The organism is Corynebacterium sp. HMSC27B11 (genome assembly GCF_001815985.1).
Taxonomy (GTDB): domain Bacteria; phylum Actinomycetota; class Actinomycetes; order Mycobacteriales; family Mycobacteriaceae; genus Corynebacterium.
This window is the reverse complement of sequence record NZ_KV823573.1, coordinates 1-26,948: the sequence shown is the minus strand read 5'-3', so window position 1 is coordinate 26,948 and position 26,948 is coordinate 1. Positions and strand designations below refer to the sequence as shown.

The following is a 26,948-nucleotide window of genomic DNA, read 5'->3' as shown; positions in this document are numbered from 1 at the left end:
GAGCCAGACACACATTTTGACCCTTAACCCACCGGCGGGCCCAGCCGGGCACAAAGAAAAACCGGTGGCCACCTGTCAAAGGTGAACCACCGGTTCCTGCGACCCAAGGTCGCTATTGTGGGCGAAGGGGGACTTGAACCCCCACGTCCGTAAAGGACACTGGCACCTGAAGCCAGCGCGTCTGCCAATTCCGCCACTCGCCCGTGGCTTCATCCGCTCCAAGCGATGAGGCTTGGTACGCATGGGTGCAAAGCGTGGGCTTAACGCCGGGTGCGTTTGCAACAGGATGAAGCGTATCACGAGCTATAGACCACAACAAAATTACCGCGTGACCTGCACTAACCCGGACCCACCTAGTTATCCCCGTATAATGGCCGTTCAACATGTGTACGTCTATCCCGTTGCGGCGGCGCGTTGCACAGCGCGACCTGCCCCTCACCACGAGCGAAACACCACGAGGCTAAAGCGATTCACCCATCGCGGCCTTTCTGGTTAGACGGCCTAGACGTCCAAGGAAGGAAAATATCGATGGATCTTTTCGGAAAATTTCGCAAACTGGATAGCGCACTACAGCGGGGTCTGGATAACAGCTTCGCGCGGGTATTCGGTGGCGAAGTTGTCCCGACCGAGATCGACGAGATGCTGAAGCAGCAGGCCGAGGACTCCGTGATGGTGGATAGCGAGGGCAACCGGCTTGCCCCGAGCTTCTTCATCGTCTCGATTTCCCAGCGTGATTACGACTCCCTGAAGGAGAGCCACCCCACGCTGGTCCGCGACCTTTCCGCCCGCCTGGGCCGTTTCATCCGCAACGAGGGATGGACAACGAATAACCAGGTCACGGTCGATCTTCGGGTCGAGGAGGACCTGCACACGGGCCAGCTGAAGGCCGATTCCCGTTTCAAGATCCCCGAGAGCTACTCCCCCGCCGAGGACGAGAATGCAGGCGCCGACGCCGCTGAATCTTCCGGCTCCGCTGATTCTTCCTCCCTTCCAGACGAGGACGTCGCCCCCGGTGAGCGGGAGTGGCCGGAGGACCCTAGCCAGGTGCGCGAGGTCGAGGCCCAGGCTTATGACGCTGATAGCGATTCCTTCCCCGCGCAGACGGGGGCCGCGGGCGCGGGCCTGGGTTCGGTCGTCCGCCCCAGCCCGGGCACGGGCTACGGCGCGGAGCACTCCGATTCGAGCCACCCCGGCACTTCCCAGTCCCCCGCCCAGTCCGTCGACGGTGGGCAGGATACGGGCACCGAGGACGCTAGCTATTCCGCCGCTGAGCAGGACGGACCGGCCGTCCAGAAAGACCCCGCGGCACCGGCCGACGAGGACCAGGACGGCACCGTCGACTCAGAGCACAGCTACCCCGGAACCACGGTGATCACCCACGCCGCGAATGAGGAAGCCCCCGTCCGCGGTGGGACGGGCGAGCCCCGGCCGGAAGCCGAGCAGCTGACCGTCACCCTCACCCTGCGGGACGGCAGCGACCGCCGCTACGACCTGGTCGAAGGCAGTAACCTCATCGGCCGCGGCAAGACCGTCGACCTGCGCATCCCGGACACGGGTGTGTCCCGTCAGCACGCGGAGATCACCTGGGATGGTTACGACGCCGTCCTCACCGACCTGCAGTCCACGAACGGTACGTCCGTCAACGGCACGCCGATCGAGAATTGGCTGCTCGCCGACGGGGACGTCATCGCCGTCGGTCACTCCGAGATCGAGGTCCGCTTCCACCACTAGTGCTTTCTGGCACTGGCTTTCTGGCCATTAGGATTTTCCGGCCTCGGGGTTTCCTCGGGATTTTCCCGCGGGACCAGCTATTCACTCCACCCCCTATACGCGTGTCTGCTCACTAAACTAGGGTTAAAGCCCGGACAGTTCGGCCGCCCCTGCGGCCCGGCTGCTCGCGTATGCCCGATATATAAGGAGTAAAGACCGTGCACACCACACTGTTACTAGTGGTCAAGATCGGCCTGCTCGTGCTGCTGTGGTTCTTCATCTGGATGACACTCCGCGCGCTACGCAAGGATCTGAACTACGCGGCGAACCCCGGGGCGGGCGCTCGTGGCGGCGCGCCGATGGGCTACGCCGCCCCCCACGCCGGCCTAGCTGGAGGCACGTCGAGCAGCGGTTTCCGGGGCACGCGCCACCGCACGAATCCGCCGAAGTCCCTGATCATCACCAGTGGCCCGCTGACCGGGACCACCCTGAACTTCCAGGGCTACGACGAGATCACGATCGGCCGTTCCTCGGTCTCCACGCTGCAGCTGGAGGATGATTTCGCCTCGGGCACCCATGCCCGGCTCATCCGCCGGGGCCGGGACTGGTTCATCGAGGATCAGGATTCCCGCAACGGCACGTGGCTGAACGGCCAGCGCATTGACCAGCCGGAACGGCTCGCCGAGGGCATGGAAGTCCGGATCGGGCAGACCCAGGTGAGGATGGAGCAATGACGGATCAGCGCTTGGCTTTAGATTTCGCCGCATCCTCCGACCGCGGGCTGGTGCGCACGAATAATGAGGACTCCGCCTACGCGGGCCCACGCCTGCTGGCGCTGGCCGACGGCATGGGTGGCCACGCGGCCGGCGAGGTGGCCAGCCGCTTCCTGGTGGACACCCTGCGCACCCTGGATTCCCCGCTCCTGGACGAGCCGGATGAGCGCCGCCGCCTGATCTCCGTGCTGGAACGCGCGGTAGATGAGGGCAACCAGCGCATCGCCTCCCACGTGGACGAGAACCCACAGCTGGAGGGCATGGGCTGCACCCTCACCGCGATCCTGTTCAGCAACGGTAAGGCGGCGATGTGCCACGTCGGCGACTCCCGCGCCTACCGGCTGCGCGACGGGGAGCTCACGCAGATCACCAAGGACGATACTTTCGTCCAGACCCTCGTGGACGAGGGCAAGCTCGACGCCGCGGACGCCAGCTCGCACCCGCAGCGTTCCCTGATCCTCAAGGCGCTCACCGGCCGCCCCGTAGAACCCACCCTCACGGAATTTGAGGCCCTGCCGGGCGACCGCTACCTGCTGTGCTCCGATGGCCTCTCCGACCCGGTGAGCATCGACACGATGCGGGACATCCTGAATGCCTACGATCCCGCCACCGCAGCCGATCGCCTCGTCGAAATGGCACTGCGCGGTGGCGGCCCAGATAACGTCACGGTCGTCGTCGCGGATGTCGTGGACCTCGCTGCCGTCGAGAACGACGCCGCGGGCGAGGACGGCGCGGCAAGTTCCGCTGGTCGCGGCCCGCTGCCGGAGACCCCGATGCTAGCTGGTGCGGCCTCCCCCACCGGGCAGGAAAGCCGCAGCTTCGACACGCCCGCGGCCCGCGCCGCGGCCAGCGGTGCCAGCGTGACGAGCTCACGGACTCCCCGTCCCCCCAAGGACCCCGAGGAGATGCCCGAGCCCGCCGACACCGCCAAGAAGCGTGGCGGGTCCGACCAGGCCGCTGCGCCCGCATCCGGCGCGGCAGCTGCCACCGGGCCGGGCGGAACCGACGTCCCTAAGAAGAAACGGGGACGAGGCTGGATCGCCCTGGTGATCGCGCTCGTCCTCGTCGTGGGGCTCGGGATCGCCGGGTTCTTCGGTTACCAGAAGATCGGCGATACCTACTTCGTCGCCGTGGAGGGCAAGCAGATCGTCGTGAAAAACGGGGTGCACGGCTCCCTGCTGGGGGTCTCCCTGAACTCCACGCACCAGCGGATCTGCCTCGACGAGTCCGCCTCCGTGCGGCTCATCGGCGCAGACAATGACGCCCCCGAGGACTGCCACCTCTTCCTGACCTCCGACCTGACACCCTCGGCGCGAAGCACCGTCGAGAGCATGCCGGAGGACAGCTACCAGGCCGTCGTCGAGCAGGTGAACCGACTGGCAGAGGAAACCCTGCCGGTGTGTGTAACCCGCGAGAAGAAGAAGGATGGGAAGCGCCCGAGCGCGGACCGAGCCACGAGCACCGCCAGGAAGGGCGCTGAGGACCTGACGACCCCCGGCGTGTCCTGCCGGGAGGTGAAGTGAATTGACCAAGGGCTTTTTCAAGAGAAAGACCGAAGCCTGGCTGCTGCTGCTCACCGCAGTGGTCACCCTGATGGCGGTCGTGTCGCTGGAGCTGGCGCAGGGCAATGAGCTCAGCTCCGGGATCTTCCTGCTGGTCGGCGGGTTCTTCCTCATCTTCTTGGTCGCGCACCTGGTGATGAACTGGGTGGCCCCTGACGCGGATCAGGTGATGCTGCCCGTTGCCGCCCTGCTCAACGGGCTGGGCCTGGTGATGATTTACCGCATTGACCTGGCCACGGGCATGTCCCTGGCAAAGTCCCAGATCATGTGGATGGTTGTCGGCGTGGGCCTGCTGGTAGCGGTGCTGGTGTTCCTGAAGGATCACAGATCGCTGCAGGACTACGCGTACCTGATGGGCCTGGTGGGGCTGGTGCTGCTCGCGCTGCCGATCGTGTGGCCGACCAGCCTGAATGCGGATGCCAACGTGTGGATCTCCATCGGGCCGTTCTCCATCCAGCCGGGCGAGTTCGCGAAGATCCTGCTGCTGCTGTTCTTCGCCGCGCTGCTGGTCAACAAGCGCCGCCTGTTCTCTGTGACGGGTAAGAGCCTGCTGGGGCTGCAGTTCCCCCGCATGCGTGACATGGGGCCGCTGTTCCTCGTGTGGGGACTGGCGATGGTCATTTCTGTCGCGCAGAACGACTTCGGCCCCGCTCTGCTGCTCTTCGCCACCGTGTTGGGGATGCTGTACATCGTGACTGAGCGCGCCTCCTGGGTGGTGCTCGGCGTGGGGCTGGCCTCGGTCGGCGCGATCGCGGTGTACCAGGTGTCCGAGAAGATCCAGACCCGTGTGGCGAACTTCGTGGACCCGTTCGCGGATTTCCACAATCGGGGTCTGCAGCTCGCGCAGTCCCTGTTTGGCCTTTCCTACGGCGGGATCACCGGCAAGGGGCTGGGCGAGGGCTACCCGGAGCTGATCCCGGTGGTGCAGTCGGACTTCATCCTCTCCGCCTTCGGCGAGGAGCTGGGCCTGATCGGCCTCTCCGCGATCCTGCTGCTGTACGCAATCTTCGTGCTCCGCGGCTTCACGGTGAGCATGCACGCCAGCGACTCCTTCGGCAAACTCGTCGCCGCTGGCCTGTCCCTGACGGTCGCGGTGCAGGTCTTCGTTGTCGTGGCGGGTATTTCCAAGCTCATGCCGATGACCGGCCTGACCACCCCATTCCTTGCCCACGGTGGTTCCTCGCTGTTGGCGAACTACATCCTGCTGGCGATCCTGCTGCGAATCTCCGACTCTGCCCGCGCCCGGCGCGCGGTGCAGGACGAGGGCAGCAAGTCCGGCAGGAAGGATGACAAGTCCGAGGAGAAGCAGGGGGCTGCGCAGAACAACGGGCAAGGTGAGCTCGCGTGAATCGACCGATTAAAACCGTAGCCATCTTCAGCATGATCTTGACGGTCATTCTGCTGATCAACCTGACCTATATTCAGGCCTTCCAGACTAAGGAGCTGGCGGAGAACCCGCTGAATGCGCGCCAGTTCTATGACATGAAGCAGCGCCAGCGCGGGCAGATCTCCGCCGGCGGGCAGGTGCTGGCCGAGTCCGTGCGGGACGATAACGGCTACTACAACCGCCGCTACGTCTACGCCCCGGAGGCCTTCGGCTCGGTGGAGGGTTACTTCTCCGACCGCTTCGGTGCCTCCGGTATCGAGGCCAGCCAGAACTCCATTCTCTCGGGTGAGGACGACAGCCTCTTCGCCCGCCGCATGTGGGACCAGATCTCCGGCAAGGAGGTCCGCGGCGCGAATGTGGAGCTCACCCTGAGCCCACAGGTGCAGCAGGTGGCCTACAACGAGCTGGCCAGCAAGGGCTACTCGGGCTCCGTCGTGGCCCTGCGCCCCTCGACGGGCGCGGTGCTGGCGATGGCCAGCACGCCCTCCTATAACCCGAGCGCGATCACGGATCAGTCCCCGGAGGCAGCGGCCGCGAACTTCGAGGCCCTCCGCCAGGACGCAGGTTCCCCGCTGCTGAACCGCTCTACCCAGGTGACCCAGCCGCCGGGTTCGACCTTCAAGGTGATCACCACGGCCGCCGCGCTGCAGGCCGGCGATAATGCGGATACTCCGGTCAGCGCCGCCAGCCAGACCACACTGCCGGACACGGTCACGACCCTGGAGAACGACGGCGGCCAGCGCTGCGCGGGTGGGGAGACCACCACGCTGCGGGTGGCCTTCGAGAAGTCCTGCAACGTGCCCTTTGTCGAATTGGGCGTCAAGCACGGCGATGATCTTTTCCGTAAGACCGCGGAGGCCTTCGGCGTGGGTGATAGCTACGAGGGCCTGGGGCTGGGCATGCAGCGCTCCACGCTGGGTGACCTGCCGGATAAGGCGGCCCTGGGCCAGTCCGCGATCGGCCAGCGCGATGTGTCCCTGACCCCGCTGCAGAATGCCGTGATCGCGGCGACGATCGCCAACGGTGGTGTGCGCATGGAGCCGCACCTGGTCTCCAAGATCACGGGCCCGGATCTGAAGACCCTGAAGGAGACGAAGCCAAAGCGGCTGAACCGGGCGATTCCGAAGGAGACGGCAGAGCAGCTCAAGGAGCTCATGCAGGGCTCCGAGCGCGGTGGCGGCGGCTCGGCCACCATCGCGTCGAAGACCGGTACCGCCGAGCACGGCGAAGTTCGCGGCGCGGCCGCCCCGCACACGTGGTACATCGCGTTTTCCACTGAGGCGGACGTGGCCGTCGCCGTCCTGGTGGAAAACGGTGGCGGCATGGGCCAGGGCGCCAGGGGTAACGCCGTGGCCGGCCCAATCGGCCGTGCCGTCATCGCAGCCGCGGAGCAGGAGCAGCGCTAAAAATGACTGAGCACCCAGAGCAGCACCAACCGGACCGCACGGATATCGAGTACACCCAGCGGCTATTGGGTGAGCGCTACCAGCTGAGCTGGATCGTGGGCCGAGGCGGGATGTCCACGGTGTGGCTCGCCCGCGACACCGTGGCGCAGCGGGACGTGGCCATCAAGATCCTGAAACCCGAATACACGGAGAGCCCGGAGTTCCGCGAGCGCTTCCGCAACGAGGCGGAGGCCGCGGAGCACTTCGATTCCCCGAATGTGGTCGCCACCTATGACTACGGGGAGATTTCCGCGGACGGCTCCCAGCCCACGAACGAGACCCGTGCGGTGTTCTGCTACATCGTGATGGAGTACGTGCGCGGCGAGAGCCTGGCGGATGTGCTGCGCCGCGAGCGCCAGCTGCCGGAGCCCCTGGCCTTGGACCTGATCCGGCAGACCGCGATGGGCCTGGCGGCGATCCACGCCACCGGTACGGTGCACCGGGATATCAAGCCCGCCAACCTGCTGCTCACCGCCGATGGCACGGTGAAGATCACGGACTTCGGTATCGCGAAGGCCGCGCAGGCCGTGCCGCTGACCCAGACCGGCATGGTGGTAGGCACGGCCCAGTACGTCTCCCCCGAGCAGGCGCAGGGCCGGGAGGTCACCGCCGCTTCCGATGTCTACTCCCTCGGCGTGGTGGCCTACGAGGTGCTGGCTGGCCACCGGCCATTCCGCGGGGACTCCTCCGTCTCGGTGGCGATCAAGCATATTTCCGAACAGCCGGAGCCCCTGCCCGAGGAGCTCAGCGCCCCGCTGCGCGAGCTGGTGAACACCTGCCTGCGCAAGAGCCCGCGTGCCCGCTACGCCGATGGCCAGGAGCTCGCGGAGGCCACCGCCGCTGTCCTTTCCGGGGCTCCGGCCCCTCGCCCGGCGGCCCTGTCCGCTGCCGACGCCGCCGCCCATACGGACGTCTTCGCTGCTCACGGTGGTGCCCGGGGTGCTGCTCCTGAGGATTCCGACGCGGAGCTCAGCCAGGTCGTGTCGGGCCCGGGTACGGCTGTCCCGCCGCGGCAGGGTCCCGCCCAAGGGCCGCGCAAGGCCAGCGCCGCGGGTGCTGCGGGGGCGGCGTCCTCCCGCTCGGCGGGTCGTCGCGGCGGGCAGCGCGGCTCTGCGACCCCGTGGATCGTGCTCGGGGTGGTTGTAGCCCTCGGCCTGGGTGTGATCGGCTACCTCCTGCTCAGCGATTCGAACTCCTCGACCCAGGAGCAGGAGACGAAGACCGTGACCAGCGAGGTCACGACCTCCCCCACCCAGGAGGAGTACGTCCCGCAGCAGCCGGTGGATCCCCGCCCGGAGAAGACCCAGCCGAGCGAGGACAATGGGTCAGATGACGGGGAGACCAGCTCGACCCGACCGGAACGTCCCACGCAGTCGTCGACACGGCCGGGTAGGCCGACGAGGACGCAGCCCACGCCGAGCTCCTCACGCCCGCCCTCGCAGCCGTCCCAGCCAACGGCCCCGACGGAGGACAACCCCGTCCCGCCGGCTCCGGACCCGGGCGGCGAGCAGCCCAACCCGGGGAATAACGCGGAGGGCCCAACCGGCACGGGTACCTCCAACCCCGCCGATGGCAAGGTCGGGGCGCTGGGGCTGCGGGCGATCTAGCCGCAGCCCGGTGCCCAGTTGCGCGACCGGGCTTTCCGAGGCGAAGAAAACACTAAAGTAGTAATGGGAACTGTGGCGCGGTAAAGTTACCGGCTTTGAAGCAGATTCCGGGCGGGCACCCGCCCGAGCCGTACCGCGGCAGTACACAGTGAGTTGGAAGATCAGAGGAGGTCGGTCGTGGACCGTGACGGGGCGATCCTCGGAGGCCGATACCACCTAGGTGCCAAGATCGGCACTGGTGGCATGTCGGACGTTTATGCCGCCGTCGATGAGCTCCTCGGCCGCGAGGTCGCCGTCAAGATGATGCGGCCGGACCTCGCCCGCGACGAGAACTTCCTGGAGCGCTTCCGCCGCGAGGCGCAGAACGCTGCGAAGCTGAACCACCCGGCAATCGTGGCGGTGTACGACACCGGCCAGACCCCGCCGGAAGATGGCTCCGTGCCCTATATCGTGATGGAGCGCGTGCAGGGCGAAACGCTGCGCGACATCGTCCAGGAGTACGGCAAGATGCGGCTCACGGATGCCGCCGCCATCATGTCCCAGGTCCTGGAGGCGCTGCACTTCAGCCACGAGGCGGGCATCATCCACCGGGATATCAAGCCGGCGAACATCATGATCACCAACACCGGCGCGGTGAAGGTGATGGATTTCGGTATCGCCCGTGCCCTGTCTGATTCCTCTTCTGCGATGACGCAGACGGCCGCGGTCATCGGTACCGCCCAGTACCTCTCCCCGGAGCAGGCGCGGGGTAAGTCGGCGGATTCCCGCTCCGATATTTACGCTGCTGGCTGCGTGTTCTACGAGTTGGCGACAGGTCAGCCGCCGTTTTCCGGAGAGTCGCCGTTTTCGGTGGCTTTCCAGCATGTCCAGGACGCCCCGCCGGCACCGTCGACGGTCGAGGGCATGCATCTTTCCCACCGTGAGGCGGATAGTTTGGACGCCATCGTGCTCACCGCGATGGCGAAGAACCCCGACGACCGGCACGCGGACGCCAAGGAAATGGCGCTGGACCTGCGCCGGTTGAGCGAGGATCAGGTGCCACTGGTGGCGAAGCTGCCGGGCGCCACGGGTGCTGCTGGCTCCTCGGATATGGGCGGGGGTCGGCACCGCGCGGATGAGTCCTCGGGTGCGGGCACGGCCGCCGCCGCAGGTCTCGGCGCTGCCGGCCTGGGCGCCGCGGGTGCTGCGGGCGCCACGGAGCGCACGGCGGAACACAACCTCGGCGGCCAGAACTTCGCCCAGAACGGCGAGCACGCCTCGGACCAGGGCGCTGGTGCCAACGGCGGTGGGGCTGCGGGGGCGTACCCGGCGGCCGCCGGCGCGGGTGGTGCAGGAGGCGAGCTGCCGACGTCCTACCCGGACCACGGCACCTACCCCGACACACAAACCCCGCTGATTGACGAGGAACCGAAACGTCGCTGGTGGATCCCGGTCGTGGCGATCCTCGCGGTGCTGTTCCTGCTGGGCGCCGGGACCTGGGCGTACATCGCCTCGGACCGGTCGGCCGCGACGGCGGAAACGGTCAACGTCCCAGACGTCAAGAACCTCACCCAAGACGAGGCCGAGCGCAAACTCCACGACCTGGGCCTGGAGCTGCGCGTGAAGGAGCGTCCGCACGCCGATATCGAGCGCGGCCGTGTGATCCGCACGGAGCCGGGTCCGAATAGCTCGGTGCCGAAGGGCACGGAGATCTCGCTGGTGGTGTCCTCCGGTAAGGAGATCACCGAGGTTCCGGATCTGACGGGTAAGAACACCTCCGAGGCAGCGCAGCTGTTGAAGGAAGCCGGCCTGAGCCTGAATAATCGGGTGAAGGAGGAGCCGAGCGATTCCGTGCCGGAGGGCCAGATCACTGAGCAGTCCCCGGCGCAGGGTTCGCAGGTCTCGAAGGGCACGAAGGTCACCATCACGGTGTCCACGGGCCCGCAGGAGGTTCGTGTCCCGGTGGTCACGGGCCAGGATGTCGAGGATGCGCGCTCCAACCTGGAGGCCTCGGGCTTCACGGTGCTCGTCAATAAGGTCGATTCCACGGAGCCGGAGGGCAAGGTTCTAAGCGTCAGCGACGAGGGCTCCCGCCTGCGCGAGGGCTCCGAGGTGACCCTGACGGTCTCCCGCGGGAACCAGTTCCGCGTGCCGAATGTCTCGGGCAAGGAGTTCGGCCAGGTCTACGAGACCCTGCGTGCCGCGGGTTGGGAAGGCTCCCCGGATAAGCTGCGCCGCGTGGATGTTCCGACGAATGACCTGGGCCGGGTGGACCGGGTGGCGCGTCAGAAGCCGTCCGAGGGTGCCACCCTGGACAAGAACGCCACGGTCACGGTGGATGTCTTCATCTTCCGCCTGATCCCGTAGTTTCCGCCGTCGGCGGGGACTGTCGGCGCCCTACTTGCTCAGCGCACCGGTCACGGCAAGCTGCTCTTCCTCGATGCGGCCGAGCAGGTCCTCATCGATGGGGAAACCGGCTTCGATCAGCCAGTTCGCGAGCATGCGGTGGCCGTATTGGGTCATCACGGACTCCGGGTGGAACTGCACGGAGTGCACCGGCAGGCTGGTGTGCCGCATCGCCATGATCATTCCGGAATCCACCCGCCCGGTGACCGCCAGCTCCTCGGGCACGGAGCCCGGGTCGACGGTCAGCGAGTGGTAGCGGGTGACGGTGAATGGGCTCGGGATGCCCTGCAGCACGCCGGTGCCGTCGTGGGTCACGGGCGAGGTTTTGCCGTGGTAGAGCTCGTCTGCGCGCACGACTTGGCCCCCAAAGTGCAGGCCGATGGCCTGGTGGCCGAGGCACACGCCGAACAGTGGAATGCCCTGATCCACGGCCACGCGGATGACCTGCATGAGGTGCCCGGCGGCGGTGGGTTCGCCCGGCCCCGGGGACAGCAGGACGGCATCGAACTGACCAAGCACATCGGCGAGGTCGGCGTCGTCGAAACCTGCCTCACCGCCGAGCTCGGGTGCGTTATTGCGCCACACCACGCAGTTCTGCTCGTGGTAGCCGAGCTGCCCGAGGTACTGGACGAGGTTATAAACGAAACTGTCGAAGTTATCGACGACCAAGATGCGCATGGGTGCGATTCTATCGCTGTGGTGTCGCGCTTGTGCCGGTGCGCCCCGCGTGGTGCGGAATTGTCGGGTGTAGCTGCTAATATTGGCCGTTGTATTGGAAGCTGCCTTAGCAGCTGGAAGCACTGCCCTTTAATGGAAGCGAATTATGCCTAAGTCAAAGATCAATTCCCCGGAGGAGAACTTCGATTCCAGCGCCGCCGCTGGGGTGGATCGCCGTACCCCGGTGAAGCTGAACGCCTCGGGCACGCCACGGTGGTACATCGTGATCATGCTGGGCCTGATGCTGCTGGGCCTGGCGTGGCTGGTCGTGAACTACATCGCCGGCCCGGCCATCCCGCTGATGGTCACCCTCGGTCCGTGGAATTACCTGATCGGCTTCGGCCTGTTCATCGTTGGTCTGTTGATGACGATGGGCTGGAAGTAGCCCTTCTTCTTTCCTGCCCGCCCTGCATGCCAGGGCGGGTTTTTTAATTCAGGACGCCAACCACGCCGGCCGCGATGAGCGCTGCCGCACCGATGACCAGGGCGCCGGTTTCGGCTCGGCAGACTTGTGCCTGCGCTGGGTCGCAATCTGGGACGGGGACTGCGGTTGAGCCGAGTAGTCCGCGGACGGCGAGGTAGCTGGCCCCACCGCCGAGGAAACCGCCCACATGGCCCCAGAGCGACACGCCGGGGGTGTAGATGGTCCACGCGAAGTAGATCAGCACCATGACGATCGCGGAGGCCATCTGTTCCCGCTCCGCGAGCTTCATGCCGAGCAGCATGGCCAGCAGGCCGTAGCCGACTGTTGAGGCCCCTCCCATGGTGGCTTCTGGTTGCAGGGTGAGGCAGGCGAGAGCTCCGCCACCTGCGGAGGCGAGGATCATTCCAGCGGTGATGCGGTGGCCGAAGCGCTGCTCCACGGCCTGGCCGATGAAGTAGATGGCCAGCATGTTGAAGGCGATGTGGGCGGCGTCGAGGTGCACGATCGAGGCGGTGGCTGCGCGCCACCATTGCCCGTGCTCCGCCATCTTCTCCGCGGAGAGGAGTAGTTCCCAGCCGAAGTTTTGGGAGTCGCTGAGCGGACTTTCGAGCGCGTACACAACCCCGCGGCCGGAGAAACCCTGCCGAAATACGTGAAAGACCGCCTGCAGCGCCATGGCTGCATAGACGGTCACGTTGATCGCGACGAAGGTCGCGATCACAGGGGTTTTACTGAGTGATCTCGACAGACTCGATCACCACGTCGTCGTTCGGACGATCCATGCGGTCGGTGGCCACACGGGAGATCTTCGCAACGACCTTCTGGGACTCCTTGTCGGTGACCTCACCGAAGATGGTGTGGCGGTTGTTCAGGTGCGGGGTGGCCGTCACCGTGATGAAGAACTGGGAGCCGTTGGTGCCCGGGCCTGCGTTGGCCATGGCCAGCAGGAATGGGCGGTCGAACTGCAGCTCCGGGTGGAACTCGTCCTCGAACTGGTAGCCCGGGCCGCCGCGGCCGGTGCCGGTCGGGTCGCCGCCCTGGATCATGAAGCCGTCGATGATGCGGTGGAAGATCGCACCGTCGTAGAACGGGCCTTCGTTGCTGCCCTGGGCGTTCGGCTGGGAGTACTCCTTGGTGCCGTTGGCCAGGCCGACGAAGTTCTCGACGGTCTTCGGCGCGTGGTTGCCGAAGAGGTCGATGGAGATGTCGCCGTAGTTGGTGTGCAGAATTGCGGTTTCAGTCTTGTTAGTCACGCGCCCCAGTGTACTTCAATCAGCAGTCGCTGGGGCGGGGTGGTTGGGCTTCCTGGGCGGCCGATGCGGAAGCCGTGGGGCCGCGCTCCGCGGGTGTCCTCCTGGGGCCGGCAGCGTAGCTGGGGCGGGGCTAGTGATCAGGGCTGGTGCAGCATGTTTTGGGGAAACTACACGGCAGGATAAGTGGGCTTTGCCTATCATGGGACTGTTGGTGAAATTTCAACGCAAGAGGAGATTCCTAGATGAATCCCAATACCCTCAAGCTGGCGCTCACTATTGCCAAGCAGCTGCGGAAGTCGCAGAAGAACCGTGCGCAGCGTAGGCGGCTCGAGGAGTTCGATGCGCTTCGCGATCAGCGAAATGTGACGTTGACGGACGAGCAGCAGCAGGCAGTGCTGGCTGATTCGCCTGCTCACATCCGTGCTGTTGCGGAGGAAATGCGGAAGCAGGACGGCGCAGCCGAGGCTCTTGCGAAGGCTCGTGCGCTGCACGCAGCCCACGAGGAGAGCACCGCGCTAGCGGAGGGTAACTCCCCCGCTACGCAGTTTGAGAACCCGCTGGCCAAGTCCGCGAAGAAGGCTCGGAAGGCCGCCAAGCGCAATTCGCTGCGAGGCAGGACGAGCCAGGGTATCTCTGATCTAAAGAACGAAAAAAATGAATTGAAGGAGAAGGGCATGGCTAACGCGACCGACGCGTTCAACCAGCTCGGCGACCGCGCCGAGGAGCTGTTCAAGGACGGCAAGAAGAAGCAAAAGAAGCTGGCTAAGCAGGCGAAGAAGGACGGCAAGAAGGCCCGCAAGGCTGCCAAGAAGAACAGCAAGGACCTGCGTTCCAACCTGCAGAACGTCGCTGGCGACGCCCGCAACCTCGTCGAGGACCTGGGCGATAAGAAGAAGCAGCGCGAGCTCGCCAGCTCCGTGGCTGGCGCTTTCGCCGCTGGTCGCGCCGGTGCCCGCGCGGCCGCTGATGAGCTGTGGGATGGCGCAACCCACGCAGCGGAGTCCGCTCGCGAGGCTGCCCAGAAGGAGGGCGCAAAGGCCCGCAAGCAGGAGACCCGCAGCGCGAATAAGCGTCTGAAGAAGGCTCAGAAGCGTGCGGCGAAGAAGGCCCAGAAGGCTGGCAAGCAGGCGCAGGATACCCGCGATCAGCTGGAGTCCCGCGTGCAGGACGGCCTGAACCAGGCTCGTTCCCAGTTCGCGAACCTGCAGGAGCAGGGCGCTGAGCAGCTGAAGCAGACCAAGAAGGATGCTGCGAAGGCAAATAAGCAGGCGAAGAAGGACGCGAAGAAGCGTCGCAAGGCTGCCGAGCAGAATGCCAAGGCACTGAGCAAGCGCGGCCAGAAGAAGATCGACAAGATCAACAAGAAGGCCCAGAAGAAGGCCGCCAAGCTGGAGCGCAAGCGCAACGGCAAGGGGAAGTTCGGCCGCAACATCCTGCTGGTCCTGCTGCTGGCTGCCGCTGGCGCGGCTGTCGCTGCCCTGCGCGAGAAGAAGCAGGCTCCGGCGAAGTCCGCCCCGAAGGCTTCCGACTTCTCCGGCAAGGCCACGGGTTCCGCCGCGAAGCCGAAGGCTGAGGAGGCTGCTGCGAAGGCGAAGGCCGCTGCTGCTGACGCCAAGGACGCCGCCGCTTCCGCTGCTGCCGAAACCAAGGCGAAGGCTGAGGACAAGGCCGAGGAGGTCAAGGAGCAGGCTTCCGACGCGAAGGACAAGGCTGAGGCTAAGGCTCGCGAGGAGAAGGCCAAGGCCGAGCAGAAGAAGGCTCAGGCTGAGCAGAAGAAGAACGAGGAGTCCAAGAAGGATTCCGGTTCCAAGGCTGCGGCCCCGAAGGCTCCGGGCGCTCCAGCTGCCCCGAAGGCACCAGGTGCACCGGCTGCTCCGAAGAAGGCCGATAACGCCAAGAAGGATTCCAAGGATGACGAGGGCGGCCGCCACCGCCTCTAAGGAATAACTTGCACTACCCGTGGGTCAGCCACGCGGCCGGTACCACCCCTGATGCGGGCGCCGCGGGCGTGCAACCCGGATCTCTGACGCTGCGCTGGCGGATCTTCCCGATTTCCGCTGGTCGCGGCGTTTCCGCGTGCCAGGGGGTTTTCCGCCGGGCCGCGAATACGGCATTCGCTGTGCTCCGCCACCAGGGCGGGGAGGCTGCGGATGCCGTTTTTCTGGACTCTGGTTCGGCGTTTCAGGGCGATACGGCGCGGTCTTTTCTCGCTTTCTCTTCCGCCCGCGCCGCTGTTCGCGGAGCTGCTGACGGCACCGTTCACAGCCCTGTTCCCGGGGTTGGGGACGACGCCAGCGCGGCCGATGGTCCCGGTTTCGCGGCGGCCTACCGCGTCTCGGGGCGCAGCACCTGTGCCGATGCCGGCGACGCTGCTGCGGGTGTAGGGTCCGCGGGTGCGGACGCCGGGAATGCTGCCGCCTTCTACGATGCGTTGCGAGAGCAGTTGCGGCGCATCCACGTGCCGGAGGACTTCCCCTCCCAGCTCACGGGCGGCTTCGCGCTCGGCTGGGTGGGCGCCTTCGGCTATGAGTTGAAGAACCTCTCCCCCGACGTGCTCGCCAGCGCCACCCGGCGCGGGGCAAGGCTCGGCGCCAAGCATGCGGCTGTACCCGCGCAGGGGGCAGTGGCTGAGCTCGGTGCCGGGAACGGCGGGGCCGCACCTCTGCGCCACCACAGTCACCCGGACGCCGCCCTTCTGTTCGCGGACCGGGGGCTGGTCTTCTCTCCGCACGATGGCGCGGTGATCGCACTGGCCCTGGAACCCACGGGGGCATCGGGCGGGCCCGGCGGCGCACCAGGGGACGAACCTCTCACGTCTCCCGCCCCCGTCACGAGCCCCACGCCGGACGCCAGCCCGGCCGAGGCCTGGTTCCGGCAGCTCGAGGAACGTTTCGGCACTGGTCTGCGGGAGCTTTTCCCCACGGGCGCCGGGGATTCCAATGCCCCTGACAACGCCCCGAGGACCACCGCGCACGCAGCGCCGAGCGTGACGAACCGAGTGGCCAGCGCACCCACCGAGTACCGGCTCGACCACGGCCACGAGCAGTATCTGGCCAATGTGCTGGCCTGCCAGGAGCACATCGCGGCCGGGGATAGCTACGAGCTCTGCCTGACCACGACCGCCCGCGGCCCAGCGCTGGGCGACCCGTGGGGCGCGTACCAGCAACTGCGCAACACGAGCCCCGTCCCCTACGGCGCTTATCTTCAGTTCCCCGGCCTCGGCGCCGCGCCGGCAACGGATCCTGGCACAGCCTCCCCCTCACCTGTTGCGGTCAACCCAGCCTCGCGCACCGCCGCCACGCAGGCTGGCACACCAGGGTTGCATGTGCTCTCGGCGTCCCCGGAGCGCTTCCTGCGGATCCGCCGTGCCGCTGACGTCGCCGGCCGGCTCTTTGTCGAGGCCAAGCCCATCAAGGGCACCCGGCCGCGCGGCACCGGTGCTGAGGACGAGCGGCACCGCCGTGAACTACAGAACAGCGAGAAGGATCGGGCGGAGAACCTCATGATCGTCGACCTGCTCCGCAACGACCTGGCGAAGATCTGTCGGCCGGGCAGCGTGCGGGTGCCGGAGCTGTTCGCGGTGGAGAGCTATAGCCATGTCCACCAGCTGGTCAGCACGATCACCGGCGAGCTGGACGGTGGCGCCGGGGCGGATGCCGTGGATTGCCTCGCGGCCTGCTTCCCGGGCGGGTCGATGACGGGTGCTCCGAAGGTCCGCTCGATGGAGCTGCTCGAGGAATTGGAGGGTGCTGCGCGCGGGCTGTACTCCGGTGCGATTGGGTGGCTCTCCCCCACCGGGGAGGCGGATCTGTCCATCACGATCCGCACGCTCATCGACGATGGCCGCGAATCCAGCTTCGGGGTGGGCGGGGCGATCGTCGCGGACTCCGACCCCGAGGCGGAGTGGCAGGAAATCCTGGTCAAAGCCAGCGCCCTGCTGGAGGCGCTAGGCGCCCGGATCGTTGGCAGCGCATAGCGCTCCCGGTCCCCCTCACTGCCCAGATCACCCCGGCAGCAGCCCCCGGCGCGGAGCCACACACCCACCGCAGAGCGGCTAACCCACCGCGCCGCCGCACGCGCCCCCGGCGCGGGCAAGCCCCCAGCACCGCCTAGTCGTGGCGGTGCATATCCTTATTGCCGCCCACGTAGTGCAGCAGCTGGTGGATCCGGTCGTCGACCAGGGAGTACAGCATCTGCCGACCGTCGCGTTCCACGGTGAGGATGCCGGCGTTGGACATGTAGCGCAACGCTGCGGACGCGGTGGCGGGCCGGAGTTCGCACTCGTTAGCCAGCTCCGTCATCGTCATCTGGGCCGGGCCCTGGTAGTGCAGGGTCAGCAGCAGGCGAAAGCGCGTCGGATCCGAAAGGATCTTGAAAGACTGCCCCCAGTCCTCGACGAGCTGCAGAATTTCCGCTGGGGTGCCGGGGTGCTCGCTCTTGTGATCAGCGTGCGTCATGTCTACTCCACGTTCATCCAGGCCCAAGGGTGGTGGCCGCGGCCACCTCGCGCCCCACGACCGGTGCATCTGCGCCGGCGCGCGGTACGGCCCCTTCGGGCAGCAACGTTGCTCTCTTACTCGATCTTATCCAGCGCGTCGGCCAGGCGCTGCACCGCAGCGTCGACGTCCGCCCACTTGTCCAGGCCGAACAGGCCAATGCGGAAGGTGGCCAGGTCCTCTGGCTCGTCGATCATCAGCGGCACCCCACCCGCGATCTGCAGGCCGGCCTCCTTGAAGGCCGCGACGTAGTTCTTCTTCGGGTCCTTGGCGTTGACCACCACGACGGATGCTGCCTCGCAGCCCGGCGCGGCGACCGAGGTGTAGCCGCGCTCGGCGAAGAGCTCGCGGACCTTGCCGCCCAGCTCTTCCTGCTTGGCGCGCAGGGTCTCCATGCCGACTTCCTGGGCTTCCTTCATGAGCTCCAGGTTGTGCAGCAGGGTGTCGGTGGCCATGGTGGCGTGGTAGCCCGCACCGCCGTCCACGTAGCCGTCGGCGATGGCGGTCCACTTCTTCAGATCCATCGCGAAGCTGCTGGTCTGGGTGTTTTCCATCGCCTTGCGGCCGTTTTCGCTGAACAGGACGTAGCCGGCTGCCGGGCTACCGGACCAGCCCTTCTGCGGCGCGGAGATCAGGACGTCCACGCCCGTCTTCTTCATGTCCACCCACAGGGTGCCGCTGGCCACGCAGTCAAGGACGAAGACGCCGCCGACCTTGTGCGTCGCTTCGGCGAGCTGCGTGATGTAGTCCTCGCTGATGATGATGCCGGAGGCGGTCTCCACGTGGGGAGCAAAGACCACGTCTGGCTTGTACTCGGCGATGGCGGCGGTGGCGTCCTTAATATCCATCGGCTCGAAGGTGGGCGCGCCTGCCTCGGTGGAGACCTGCTTGGCCTTGAGGACCTTGTGCTGGTCGGTGATCTTGCCGGTTTCGATGATCTGGGTCCAGCGGTAGCTGAAGAAGCCGTTGCGCAGGACGAGGGTCTTGGTGTCGTTCGCGAACTGGCGGGCGACGGACTCCATGGCGAAGGAGCCGCCACCTGGGACGATGGCCGCGGAGTGGGCGTTGTAGGTGCCGCGCAGGATGCCGAGCATGTCCTGCATGGCGTCCACGAACTTCGCGGACATGTGGTTCAGGGAGCGGTCGGAGAACACGACGGAATATTCGACGAGTCCCTTGGGGTCAACGTTGTCTAGTGGGAGATTCATATTTCCCAGAGTAGCGAGTTTCTTTCACGCAACCGGCACCGATTTTGTGTTTCGTCTGATTGAAAGCTCAACCTTTCGGCTGATGTGCTTTTCGGGGCTGGTTCATAGGCTTAGAAAGTATGAGGGAAAATCGTGGAGCAGTAAGCACGCAGAGCGCACCGGCGGCAGCTGGTTCGGCACGAGCGCATGCTCCGAATAAGTGGGCTGCGCTGGGGGTTCTGGCGTGTGGTCTGGCGCTAATCGTGCTGGACGGAACGATCGTCGGGGTGTCCATGCCGGCGATCATCGAGGCCCTGGACCTGGATCTGGCAGGTGCCCAGTGGGTGACGAGCCTGTATTCGGTGGTTTTCGCCGCCCTGCTGCTCACCGCGGGCAAGTTGGGGGATGCCAAGGGGCGGAGGACGTTGTTCCTGGCCGGTGTGGCGCTGTTCGTTCTCGGTTCGGTGCTCGCCGGTCTGGCGGGGTCGGCCGGGGTGCTGATTGTGGCCCGCGTGGTCCAGGGCATCGGTGGCGCGGCGATTCTGCCCTCCACCCTGTCCAGCGTGAACTCCCTGTTCCAGGGGGACGACCGGGCGGCGGCCTTCGGCGTGTGGGGTGCGGTCATGGCCGGTGCCGCGGCGGTGGGCCCGCTGGCTGGTGGCCTGCTGACTGAGTACGCGGGCTGGCGGTGGATCTTCTGGGTCAACGTTCCGATCGGCGTGCTGCTCTTCGTGTTGGCGTTGAAGCTGGTGCCGAATACGAAGGGCCGGTCGGATGCGGGGCACGACGTCGCCGGCTTCCTGCTCTCCGCGATCGGTTTCGGTCTGCTGGTCTTCGCGATCATTCAGGGTCCGAAGATGGGTTGGTGGCCGTGGCCGGGGCTGGCCGGGATGGTTGGCGCGGTGGCGGTGGCTGCCTTCGTGGTTCTGGAGAATCGCCGCCGCAAGGCGCAGGACGCGGTTCTGCTGGACGTGGGCCTGTTCCAGGTGCCGACCTTCACGTGGGGCAATATCACCGCGCTGATGGTGGCTGTGGGCGAGTTCGCCCTGGTCTTCGTGCTCCCGCTGTACCTGATTAACGCGCTGGGGCTGTCCACGATCGCGACGGGCCTGGTGCTCGCGGCGATGGCAGCAGGCGCATTCCTCAGCGGGGCGCTGGCCCGGCACCTCGCGGCGTGGATCGGCGCGAGCGGCACCGTGCTGCTGGGCCTGGGCCTGGAGGTCTTCGGCGTTCTGCAGCTGACCGCGGAGCAGGCGCCGGACCGGCCGCTGTGGCTGATCGTGGTAGCCCTCGTGATCTACGGGGTGGGCCTGGGTCTGGCATCGGCCCAGCTCACGAGCCTGGTGTTGAAGGACGTTCCGGTGGAGCAGTCCGGCCAGGGCTCGGCCACCCAGTCCACGGTCCGCCAGCTCGGCTCGGCGCTGGGGGCGGCGATGGCGGGCGCGATGCTGTCTGCCGGGATGGCGTTCAACTCCCGGGACCTGACCGGCACCACCGCCCAGCTGGCGGATGCGGCCCGCTCCTCGGCGGGCTCCGCGATCCCTGCCATGCGTGGCCAGGGCGTGCCGGGGCAGGTGCTGGACCCGGTGGTTGCGGCCTTTGCCAGCGGCACACGCTGGGCCTTGGTCTCCGCGATCGCGGCCTTGGTCATCGGCTTCCTGGCGGCCTTCATGGTCTCCAAGTCCAGCCGGGGCGACGTCCAAAACTAAAAGACGACACCACAAGAAGAACAAGAAACCAGAATAGAAAAGGATGAGCGCAATGAAGAACGCGCAGAAGACCCTGTTTACGACCGCTTTCATTTACCTCGTGATCGGCATGCTCAGCGGCGTGTTCTACCGGGAGGTCACCAAATTCAAGGAGTTCCCGGTCGATAACGCCACGCAGCTGAGCACGCTGCACACGCACCTGCTGGTGCTGGGCTTCATCGTCCCGCTGGTGGTGCTGGCCCTGGATAAGCTCTACGCGCTGGCTGGGTCGAAGCAGTTCACGTGGTTCTTCTACCTCTACAACATCGGCCTGGTGATCACTCTGGTGATGATGACTGTCCGCGGCTGGCTGCAGGTCTTGGCCGGTAGCCCGCTGGAGGAGACCCCGGAACTGAGCAAGGGCATGGATGCTGGGATCTCCGGCATGGCGGGTATCGGCCACATCCTGCTGGCCGTATCCCTGGTGCTGCTGATGGTGCGCCTGGGTGCGCGCATCAACACGGTGCAGGCGCAGGCCAAGCAGGTGAACGCCTAAACACTGACTGTGGCCGGGGCCACCCCGGCGCGCGTGATGGGCCACGGTGGCAGCCTGACGGCAGTTGTTCTCCAGCTGTTGCACAGGCTGCCATCGTGGTTCTCGGCACTTCGTGCAGGTAGAATGACCTGCGGATTAAGTGACGATGAGAAAGGTGGCAGCCTCGGATATGTCGAAGAAGATCGATTTCGAGAAGCTGAACAACACGATCCAGTACGCCATGTGGTCGGCGTTTGAGATCAAGGCCGGCGTGCTCGGCGAGGATCGCGCGGCGGTTGCTGAGGACTTCCAGCAGTTCCTGGATTCCTACAAGGATTCCAGCGTGACCGTGCGTGGCGTGTATGACCTCACCGGCATGCGCCCGGAGGCGGACATCATGTTCTGGATCCACGGCGAGAAGCTGGAGGATCTGCAGGCCTTCTACCGCGCCTTCCGCCGCGAGACGCTGCTGGGTAAGGTGGCTGTCCCTTATCGCACGAACGCTGCACTCCACCGCCCGGCGGAGTTCAACAAGTCCCACGTCCCGGACTTCATGGTGGATCCGGAGCCGAAGGAGTGGATCTGCCTCTACCCCTTCGTCCGCACCCCGGAGTGGTACCTCATGGACGACGCCCCGCGCCGCAAGATGCTGGTCGACCACGGTGTGGAGGCCCGCAAGTACAACCGTGTTCGCGCGAACACCATCCCATCCTTCGGCCTGGGCGACTACGAGTGGATGCTCGCCTTCGAGGCGCCGGATGTCGCTGAGGTCGTGGATCTGATGCGCACGATGCGTTACACCGAGGCCCGCAAGTACGTCTCCGAGGAGACTCCGTTCCTCACCGGCCGCATGATCACTGACTGGCTGCCGGAGTTCGTCGAGTCCCTGCCTTAAGGATTCGAGGCTCTCTGGGCGCAGGCCTTTGGCCTGCGCAAGCGAATCGCCCCCATACCTTCCACGTGGAGTTGTGGGGGCGTTGGTGTTTCTAGAAATCCATAACCGGCGTTAGTGGACGCAGCAGGGCTTAGATTGAAGTTTGAGGTTGGACAACAATGACAGCTTTTCCCGGGATTGTGCTCGGATTCACTTTTTCTTTTGTGCTCATAGCAATCAACTATGCCCTCGTCAGGTTTAGCCGCGGCGGTAAGCGCATCTCGCCGAAGAACTTTTTGAGAGCATCCATCGTGGCTACACTCGCTCTAGCCGTACTTCCCCTCATCTTCGATGAAGGACTGAAGGATGGAGCTTGGGCCATATTCTTCTTTATAGGTTTCCAAACCATCGCGCTCGTTACGTCATTCTTTCTTCCTGATGAGCGCGAGACCCCGAGTGCCTAATACTCTTAGCGATTACACCGGGAACACTGCTCAGTAACGATACTGGTTATCCATGCTTAGCAGTCAGGTTACTGAACCTAGCCTTGTTCCTTAGATCGGTATGTTCTAACCGAGCTTTATGCTAGATGCGCTCGCGAAACGAACTCTACGAAGCCGTGACAACGTGCTGGTGTGCATTGAGATCAAGCGGTAGCGACAGACCTGTCCCTTTGACCATAATCCAGCCCTAGAGCAACAGCTTTTCCTGTAAACCCGGAGTGCCTCATTTCGTATATTCTTTAGGATATACTAGCGCCCACGGAACGGCTACTCTCTGCGCCGCTCGTTAAACATGTTGAATTCGGTTAAGGGCTGGGTAAGCCAATTTCATCGCGAAAAACCGAAAAGTTGTATTGACCACCCAGACTAGTTTTTGAAATTTTTTCCATCGCTAATGCCAGGGGACACATTCCATGACCCGAGATAAATTTTCCCAAAACCTTCCTGATGATCCAGACACACTAAAAGTCCTTTTCTACTCATACGCTGACCAGCTCGGTGATCCTCTAAACAAGCGCGAGCAGGCGCACTGCGTGCTAAAAGCGATATCCGAGAAAATCGTTCGCCAAACGGGTTTAGTGAAATTCCGGGGCAGCTCGGAGATACTGAGTGACGAGCATCTACGCCAAATTGGCCTGGTTATCTCTCAGGCAGCCGCGGCAGAACACGCTGCGGGACAGATCGTTGCAGTCTCAGAATCTGGTCCATTCGATCCACCAATCGATAAAGCATGGACACGCTCAGGAACTCAACTGCAGGAAGCCCTCAAGCCCCATGTTCCCGAGCCCCTCTTAGAGAGGTTGAAAACCGCAATTGATCTCCGCAACGAGATAGCGCACGGTTTCCAGAGCGAGACAACGGATACGGAAACATATGAACTACTTGGGCTGCCTGTGGATACCATCCAGTTCGACGACCGCATTACCATAAAAAGGAATCCCAAGAAGGGCGCCGACGATTTTAAGGTTCTTACCTGGAGAGGCGATTCCCTCAAAGAACTCCACAAAGAGCTCGTTGCTATTGAGGGTGAGCTCGAAAAGATCCTGTGGGAGAAAATCAACGCCCTCCTTTAGCGCAGGGTCTACATCCTGTCGGGATGGTTGAAACCTGTTAGCCAAGGGTTAGTTTCACCGTAATTCCAATTATGAATATTTTACGGCAATTCGGGAACACTTTCCCTCTCCACCCGTGATCGTCGTTTAGTTCGAAACCTGCCACCCCATGTCCTGCACGTTAAGCAAAATAGAGGGCAAAGGCGGTTCGGGATAGCTAAACCTGCTGCGCATAGCCCGCCCAGAGCCCCTGCTAGCTAATACTTGAGCGCCGAAAGAGACACCACGCCTTGGCGCATCTGTCCGAGGACCTGATGTACCGCTCATCTTCGGAAAACTGGCAGGTCGCCGTTGGGTTCGACATTCCGCGTGATACCAGTCGCCTCATGGTCGATGTTTTGCTCTCCTGCGACGGCCACGGCTTCTACGGCCAGGTCCCGGCCCGCACCGTCTACTCTCCGGCCGCCGGCACCGGCGGCATACTGCTCGTGGCAAAACGCGCTATGGAAGACCTCAACCCAAAAATCGGGGTCTCCGTCTACAGCCGGGAATTGATGGCCTGGCCCAGGCAAATCCGACCTCATCGCCTATTGCTTATGGCGTTTCTCTTTTTTCGAGCAACCCCAACCAGGAGTTCCATGGCGGGTAGACATCGGGGAAGATGGGAATTACCGTCCACAAGGGGCAGAGGAACCGTATATGGCTTACGTCCTGTCACTCTTTTCCAGCGTTGCCCTGTAGGGGCTGAATTCCTGCCTTAGTCAGTTCTCTGGGCTGTCCTGCCGGACACATTAAGCTCCTACGCGTCTTCCCGGACAGTGTGGGTAGGTATCTGTCGGGGAGTAGGCTTCGTCGAAATACGCCGAATTTTGGTAGGCCACAGACCTTCTTTGCGCTGAACGCTTCCGTTTGCTTTTTAAGTTTGGATAACCCCGTATTGGCATAGTCCCTTTTGCGATCTTGACAGCGTTGCGAGGCCTTTTCTCCAACTCTGCGTCCCATGGTTGCCAGCGCTTAGCGTTCGTGAGCTGTAGCACTGCCATCACCTCCGAGAGGCGTTCCTGTACTGGTTCGGTCCTTGCTGCAAGGACGTAGCGGCGCAGGCGGCTCGCCATCGTCAAACGGTCTCGCATTGACGGAAGCTCTGGTTCGCAGTGATCGTCTTTCGGCCTGGGCGACTACGAGTGGATGCTCGCCTTCGAGGCGCCGGATGTCGCTGAGGTCGTGGATCTGATGCGCACGATGCGTTACACCGAGGCCCGCAAGTACGTCTCCGAGGAGACTCCGTTCCTCACCGGCCGCATGATCACTGACTGGCTGCCGGAGTTCGTCGAGTCCCTGCCTTAAGGATTCGAGGCTCTCTGGGCGCAGGCCTCCGGGTCTGCGCCCTGCACATGGTCTGACAGAGTCGGACCAGGGTTCAGACACAAACCTACGAACACAGCCTCATTCCCCGCGATGGTGAACCCATACCTTGAGCTACGGCCTGCTAGTCCGTAATTCGGGGAGTCTGGAGTTGGTGGCTATCCATTGCGCCGCAGAGGGGTCAATCCAGGTAGACAACTTCTCTATGGCTAGCTGTGCTCGATCGAAATCTTCGTTTTCGTCCTGCCGGTTCTGTCTGATGATCGGCTCATGATGGGCACACCGATTACGCAGTTTGTAGACCACATCGACTTCACATCTGAATTCGTTGAGATTGGGGACGAAGACACCAGGCTTGCTTCCGTCAGTGATAGGTGTCGGTGTGCCGATCAAAGCTTTACGAACCAGCGGCCAGAGGGTCGAGGCGTAGGTCTTGGTGAACAGGTAGGCCCAAAAATCGAAGCTGAGTTCGGCGATGACCCGCCCCGGCGGTGGGGTTGGTTCTCTTCGTGTGCGGGCACGTTGTTCTGCTTTCCTGATGGCCCTCTTGGCCGGTGTTACGAACGGGATGGCCGGGTTGGTGTACCACCTGGCCCCGTAGCGCGGAGCGACTGCGGTGTCTACGCAGTTTCGTAGCAGCACCTCGACATGCTGGAGGTCCTCCAGGAAAGCCTTGGTGACATGAGTATTCCAGAGATAGAGAGCTTCAGGGTCCGGGTGGTGGGCATAGGTGCTCATCCGCGCAGGCGAGAACCACTTGTCGAGATCGCTCGTTAGATTGTTGTTGGAATCCATGGGAACAAATGCTACGGTTGTTTATGAAAGCCCCGGAGAGATCCCTGCGTTTTAGACGCATATCGCCGGGGTTACTGAATTTTATGGGGGATATTAAGGAGCATAACGGCAGTGTATGCCCGAAAAAGACGCTCTCGCGAAAAGTTCGGGTTTTTCCTGTTCATTCTGCGCATATCTGCCATCGGTCACCGCCTCAAACCATGCTTCCTCACCTATCCAATCTCGGCGCGAAGACCGAACACATACCTCCGGCTACGCCACCTCTGTCAACACGACATAGTTCGCGAATAGGAGCTCCTGGCGCTGGCGCTCTGTCGTGAGCTTCCGTGGTGCGCCGAATGCTTTATCGACCTCACGGTCAAGGTCATCGTGGGCCTTGAGCAGCTCGGGGGCCATCGCCAACGGGTTGTAGTGCTCCGCTAGGGAACGCTCAGGGTGTAATGCTCGCGCGTCCAGCACCTTCTTCCCCGCGTCGATGATCCGCTGTCGTGCCTTCGCATCAAGCTCCGGAACGGGGAAGGTGTTCCACGTCAGTGTGTTCGCAAAGTTCAGGTCAGACTTCATTCTTCCGCCCACTGCCCGCTGCCACGTGATGAACATCGAAGAAGAAATCAAACCGAATAGAAGCCCGTCGGGATCAACCGCTGTGTACACCTTGTCCCCAGCAATCACATCTGGAGACAAGTGGGCAGCTGTGTAGAACAGTCGCGTCTCCGATACCACACGAGGGATAGCAACATAAGGAACATCGGGTTGGCGGTTCTCCTGAAACAGGTAAGGGGTCACAGCAGACTCCTGTGTTGCCCTCTTTTTGCTTGCCAGCCGCATGGCACGCACTGCTTCAACTCGTTCTTTCAGTACCTCCGACTTCGCTACATCTGAGGGATCAAACTCATCCGCCATCCAGAGGCACCATCGGTCTAGACTGCGCACAAGCTCTCTACCCATACGAAATGGGCGCAGGTATTTCGCCGCGATCGGGTCGGCTGCAACCTCCTCGTACTCTCCCGTTTCCACGATCAAGTTCCCACCATCCGTCGGTTGACTCCCCCTAACCGCAGGCGGGACCACTTCACTTAGGGGTTTTGTTCGCTTCTTCACGAGCACATTTGCACCATCGATGAGGTAGGCATTGATCCCCTTCTCGATTCTTTGCTCTACCCGTTACCTTGTGAGTGTCCCCGATAATG

General features: G+C 64.0%; 22 protein-coding genes, 1 tRNA gene and 1 pseudogene. 16 read left to right on the top strand and 8 right to left on the bottom strand.

All coding sequences use genetic code 11. From position 1 onward, the window contains the following. Nucleotides 1-118 precede the first annotated feature (118 nt). Nucleotides 119-203 (bottom strand) — tRNA-Leu (locus tag HMPREF3097_RS07775). Nucleotides 204-528: 325 nt separating this feature from the next. On the opposite strand from HMPREF3097_RS07775, the gene HMPREF3097_RS07770 reads away from it, so the two are divergent. From HMPREF3097_RS07770 to pknB, 7 genes are all read left to right on the top strand, one after another. Beyond that, nucleotides 529-1,731, top strand: coding sequence for a DUF3662 and FHA domain-containing protein (locus HMPREF3097_RS07770; protein WP_070761788.1), 1,203 nt, complete (start codon nt 529-531; stop codon nt 1,729-1,731). Between the two features lie 197 nt (nt 1,732-1,928). Next, the gene (locus tag HMPREF3097_RS07765; protein ID WP_070761787.1) at nt 1,929-2,444 is read left to right on the top strand and encodes an FHA domain-containing protein FhaB/FipA; all 516 of its coding nucleotides are present in this window, start codon (nt 1,929-1,931) and stop codon (nt 2,442-2,444) included. Next, nucleotides 2,441-4,006, top strand: coding sequence for a PP2C family protein-serine/threonine phosphatase (locus HMPREF3097_RS07760; RefSeq protein ID WP_070761786.1), 1,566 nt, complete (start codon nt 2,441-2,443; stop codon nt 4,004-4,006). The genes HMPREF3097_RS07765 and HMPREF3097_RS07760 overlap by 4 nt, the downstream gene beginning before the upstream one ends. 70 nt (nt 4,007-4,076) lie before the next feature. Beyond that, entirely contained in the window at nt 4,077-5,393 is a 1,317-nt protein-coding gene (locus HMPREF3097_RS07755; protein ID WP_246821332.1) for an FtsW/RodA/SpoVE family cell cycle protein, read from the top strand. Continuing rightward, complete coding sequence (locus HMPREF3097_RS07750) at nt 5,390-6,838, top strand: penicillin-binding transpeptidase domain-containing protein (protein ID WP_070761784.1); 1,449 nt, start codon at nt 5,390-5,392, stop codon at nt 6,836-6,838. Before HMPREF3097_RS07755 ends, HMPREF3097_RS07750 begins: the two co-directional genes overlap by 4 nt. Nucleotides 6,839-6,840: 2 nt before the next feature. Continuing rightward, entirely contained in the window at nt 6,841-8,484 is a 1,644-nt protein-coding gene (locus HMPREF3097_RS07745; protein ID WP_070761783.1) for a serine/threonine-protein kinase, read from the top strand. Nucleotides 8,485-8,661: 177 nt separating this feature from the next. Beyond that, nucleotides 8,662-10,830, top strand: coding sequence for a Stk1 family PASTA domain-containing Ser/Thr kinase (gene pknB / locus HMPREF3097_RS07740; protein ID WP_070761782.1), 2,169 nt, complete (start codon nt 8,662-8,664; stop codon nt 10,828-10,830). 30 nt (nt 10,831-10,860) lie between these two features. Here the strand turns inward: pknB and HMPREF3097_RS07735 are convergent, their stop codons facing one another. Next, a complete protein-coding gene (locus HMPREF3097_RS07735) occupies nt 10,861-11,547 on the bottom strand; it encodes a glutamine amidotransferase-related protein (protein WP_012359319.1) in 687 nt (228 codons plus the stop codon). A gap of 145 nt (nt 11,548-11,692) precedes the next feature. Here HMPREF3097_RS07735 and crgA point away from each other — a divergent pair, with 145 nt between their 5' ends. Beyond that, on the top strand, nt 11,693-11,971 hold the full coding sequence (crgA, locus tag HMPREF3097_RS07730) for a cell division protein CrgA (RefSeq protein WP_012359318.1): 279 nt from the start codon (nt 11,693-11,695) through the stop codon (nt 11,969-11,971). Nucleotides 11,972-12,014: 43 nt separating this feature from the next. On the opposite strand, the gene HMPREF3097_RS07725 is transcribed toward crgA, so the two are convergent. Further along, nucleotides 12,015-12,731 (bottom strand): rhomboid family intramembrane serine protease, encoded by a 717-nt coding sequence (locus tag HMPREF3097_RS07725; RefSeq protein WP_070761781.1) that lies wholly within the window; start codon nt 12,729-12,731, stop codon nt 12,015-12,017. Nucleotides 12,732-12,738: 7 nt separating this feature from the next. After that, nucleotides 12,739-13,263, bottom strand: a complete 525-nt coding sequence (locus tag HMPREF3097_RS07720) for a peptidylprolyl isomerase (RefSeq protein WP_012359316.1) — start codon at nt 13,261-13,263, stop codon at nt 12,739-12,741. 242 nt (nt 13,264-13,505) lie between these two features. On the opposite strand from HMPREF3097_RS07720, the gene HMPREF3097_RS07715 reads away from it, so the two are divergent. Beyond that, entirely contained in the window at nt 13,506-15,203 is a 1,698-nt protein-coding gene (locus tag HMPREF3097_RS07715; RefSeq protein ID WP_070761780.1) for a hypothetical protein, read from the top strand. Nucleotides 15,204-15,211: 8 nt separating this feature from the next. Further along, complete coding sequence (locus tag HMPREF3097_RS07710) at nt 15,212-17,239, top strand: anthranilate synthase component I family protein (RefSeq protein WP_070761779.1); 2,028 nt, start codon at nt 15,212-15,214, stop codon at nt 17,237-17,239. Between the two features lie 133 nt (nt 17,240-17,372). Here the strand turns inward: HMPREF3097_RS07710 and HMPREF3097_RS07705 are convergent, their stop codons facing one another. Together HMPREF3097_RS07705 and HMPREF3097_RS07700 are read right to left on the bottom strand one after the other, a co-directional pair. After that, nucleotides 17,373-17,720: an ArsR/SmtB family transcription factor gene (locus HMPREF3097_RS07705; RefSeq protein WP_070761778.1), complete on the bottom strand. Its 348-nt coding sequence runs from the start codon at nt 17,718-17,720 to the stop codon at nt 17,373-17,375. 116 nt (nt 17,721-17,836) lie between these two features. After that, entirely contained in the window at nt 17,837-18,967 is a 1,131-nt protein-coding gene (locus tag HMPREF3097_RS07700; RefSeq protein WP_070761777.1) for an aminotransferase class V-fold PLP-dependent enzyme, read from the bottom strand. A 119-nt stretch (nt 18,968-19,086) separates the two neighbouring features. Here HMPREF3097_RS07700 and HMPREF3097_RS07695 point away from each other — a divergent pair, with 119 nt between their 5' ends. The 6 genes and pseudogenes from HMPREF3097_RS07695 to HMPREF3097_RS09580 form a co-directional block, all read left to right on the top strand. After that, nucleotides 19,087-20,655, top strand: coding sequence for an MFS transporter (locus HMPREF3097_RS07695; protein ID WP_070761776.1), 1,569 nt, complete (start codon nt 19,087-19,089; stop codon nt 20,653-20,655). Nucleotides 20,656-20,707: 52 nt separating this feature from the next. Then, nucleotides 20,708-21,190 carry a DUF2871 domain-containing protein gene (locus tag HMPREF3097_RS07690; protein ID WP_070761775.1) on the top strand — a complete coding sequence of 161 codons (483 nt, stop codon included), beginning with the start codon at nt 20,708-20,710 and terminating at the stop codon, nt 21,188-21,190. A 169-nt stretch (nt 21,191-21,359) separates the two neighbouring features. Continuing rightward, entirely contained in the window at nt 21,360-22,064 is a 705-nt protein-coding gene (gene hemQ / locus HMPREF3097_RS07685) for a hydrogen peroxide-dependent heme synthase (protein ID WP_070761774.1), read from the top strand. A 158-nt stretch (nt 22,065-22,222) separates the two neighbouring features. Beyond that, entirely contained in the window at nt 22,223-22,507 is a 285-nt protein-coding gene (locus HMPREF3097_RS07680; RefSeq protein ID WP_070761773.1) for a hypothetical protein, read from the top strand. A 452-nt stretch (nt 22,508-22,959) separates the two neighbouring features. Then, nucleotides 22,960-23,619, top strand: a complete 660-nt coding sequence (locus HMPREF3097_RS07675; protein WP_070761772.1) for a hypothetical protein — start codon at nt 22,960-22,962, stop codon at nt 23,617-23,619. Between the two features lie 1,140 nt (nt 23,620-24,759). Continuing rightward, nucleotides 24,760-24,945 (top strand): annotated as a pseudogene (locus tag HMPREF3097_RS09580) (chlorite dismutase family protein); the annotation flags it as partial. 132 nt (nt 24,946-25,077) lie between these two features. Here HMPREF3097_RS09580 and HMPREF3097_RS07670 read toward each other — a convergent pair. Both HMPREF3097_RS07670 and HMPREF3097_RS09985 read right to left on the bottom strand, forming a co-directional pair. Next, complete coding sequence (locus HMPREF3097_RS07670) at nt 25,078-25,758, bottom strand: Abi family protein (RefSeq protein WP_012359303.1); 681 nt, start codon at nt 25,756-25,758, stop codon at nt 25,078-25,080. Nucleotides 25,759-26,010: 252 nt separating this feature from the next. Continuing rightward, entirely contained in the window at nt 26,011-26,865 is an 855-nt protein-coding gene (locus tag HMPREF3097_RS09985; RefSeq protein WP_070761771.1) for a type IIL restriction-modification enzyme MmeI, read from the bottom strand. Nucleotides 26,866-26,948 lie beyond the last annotated feature (83 nt).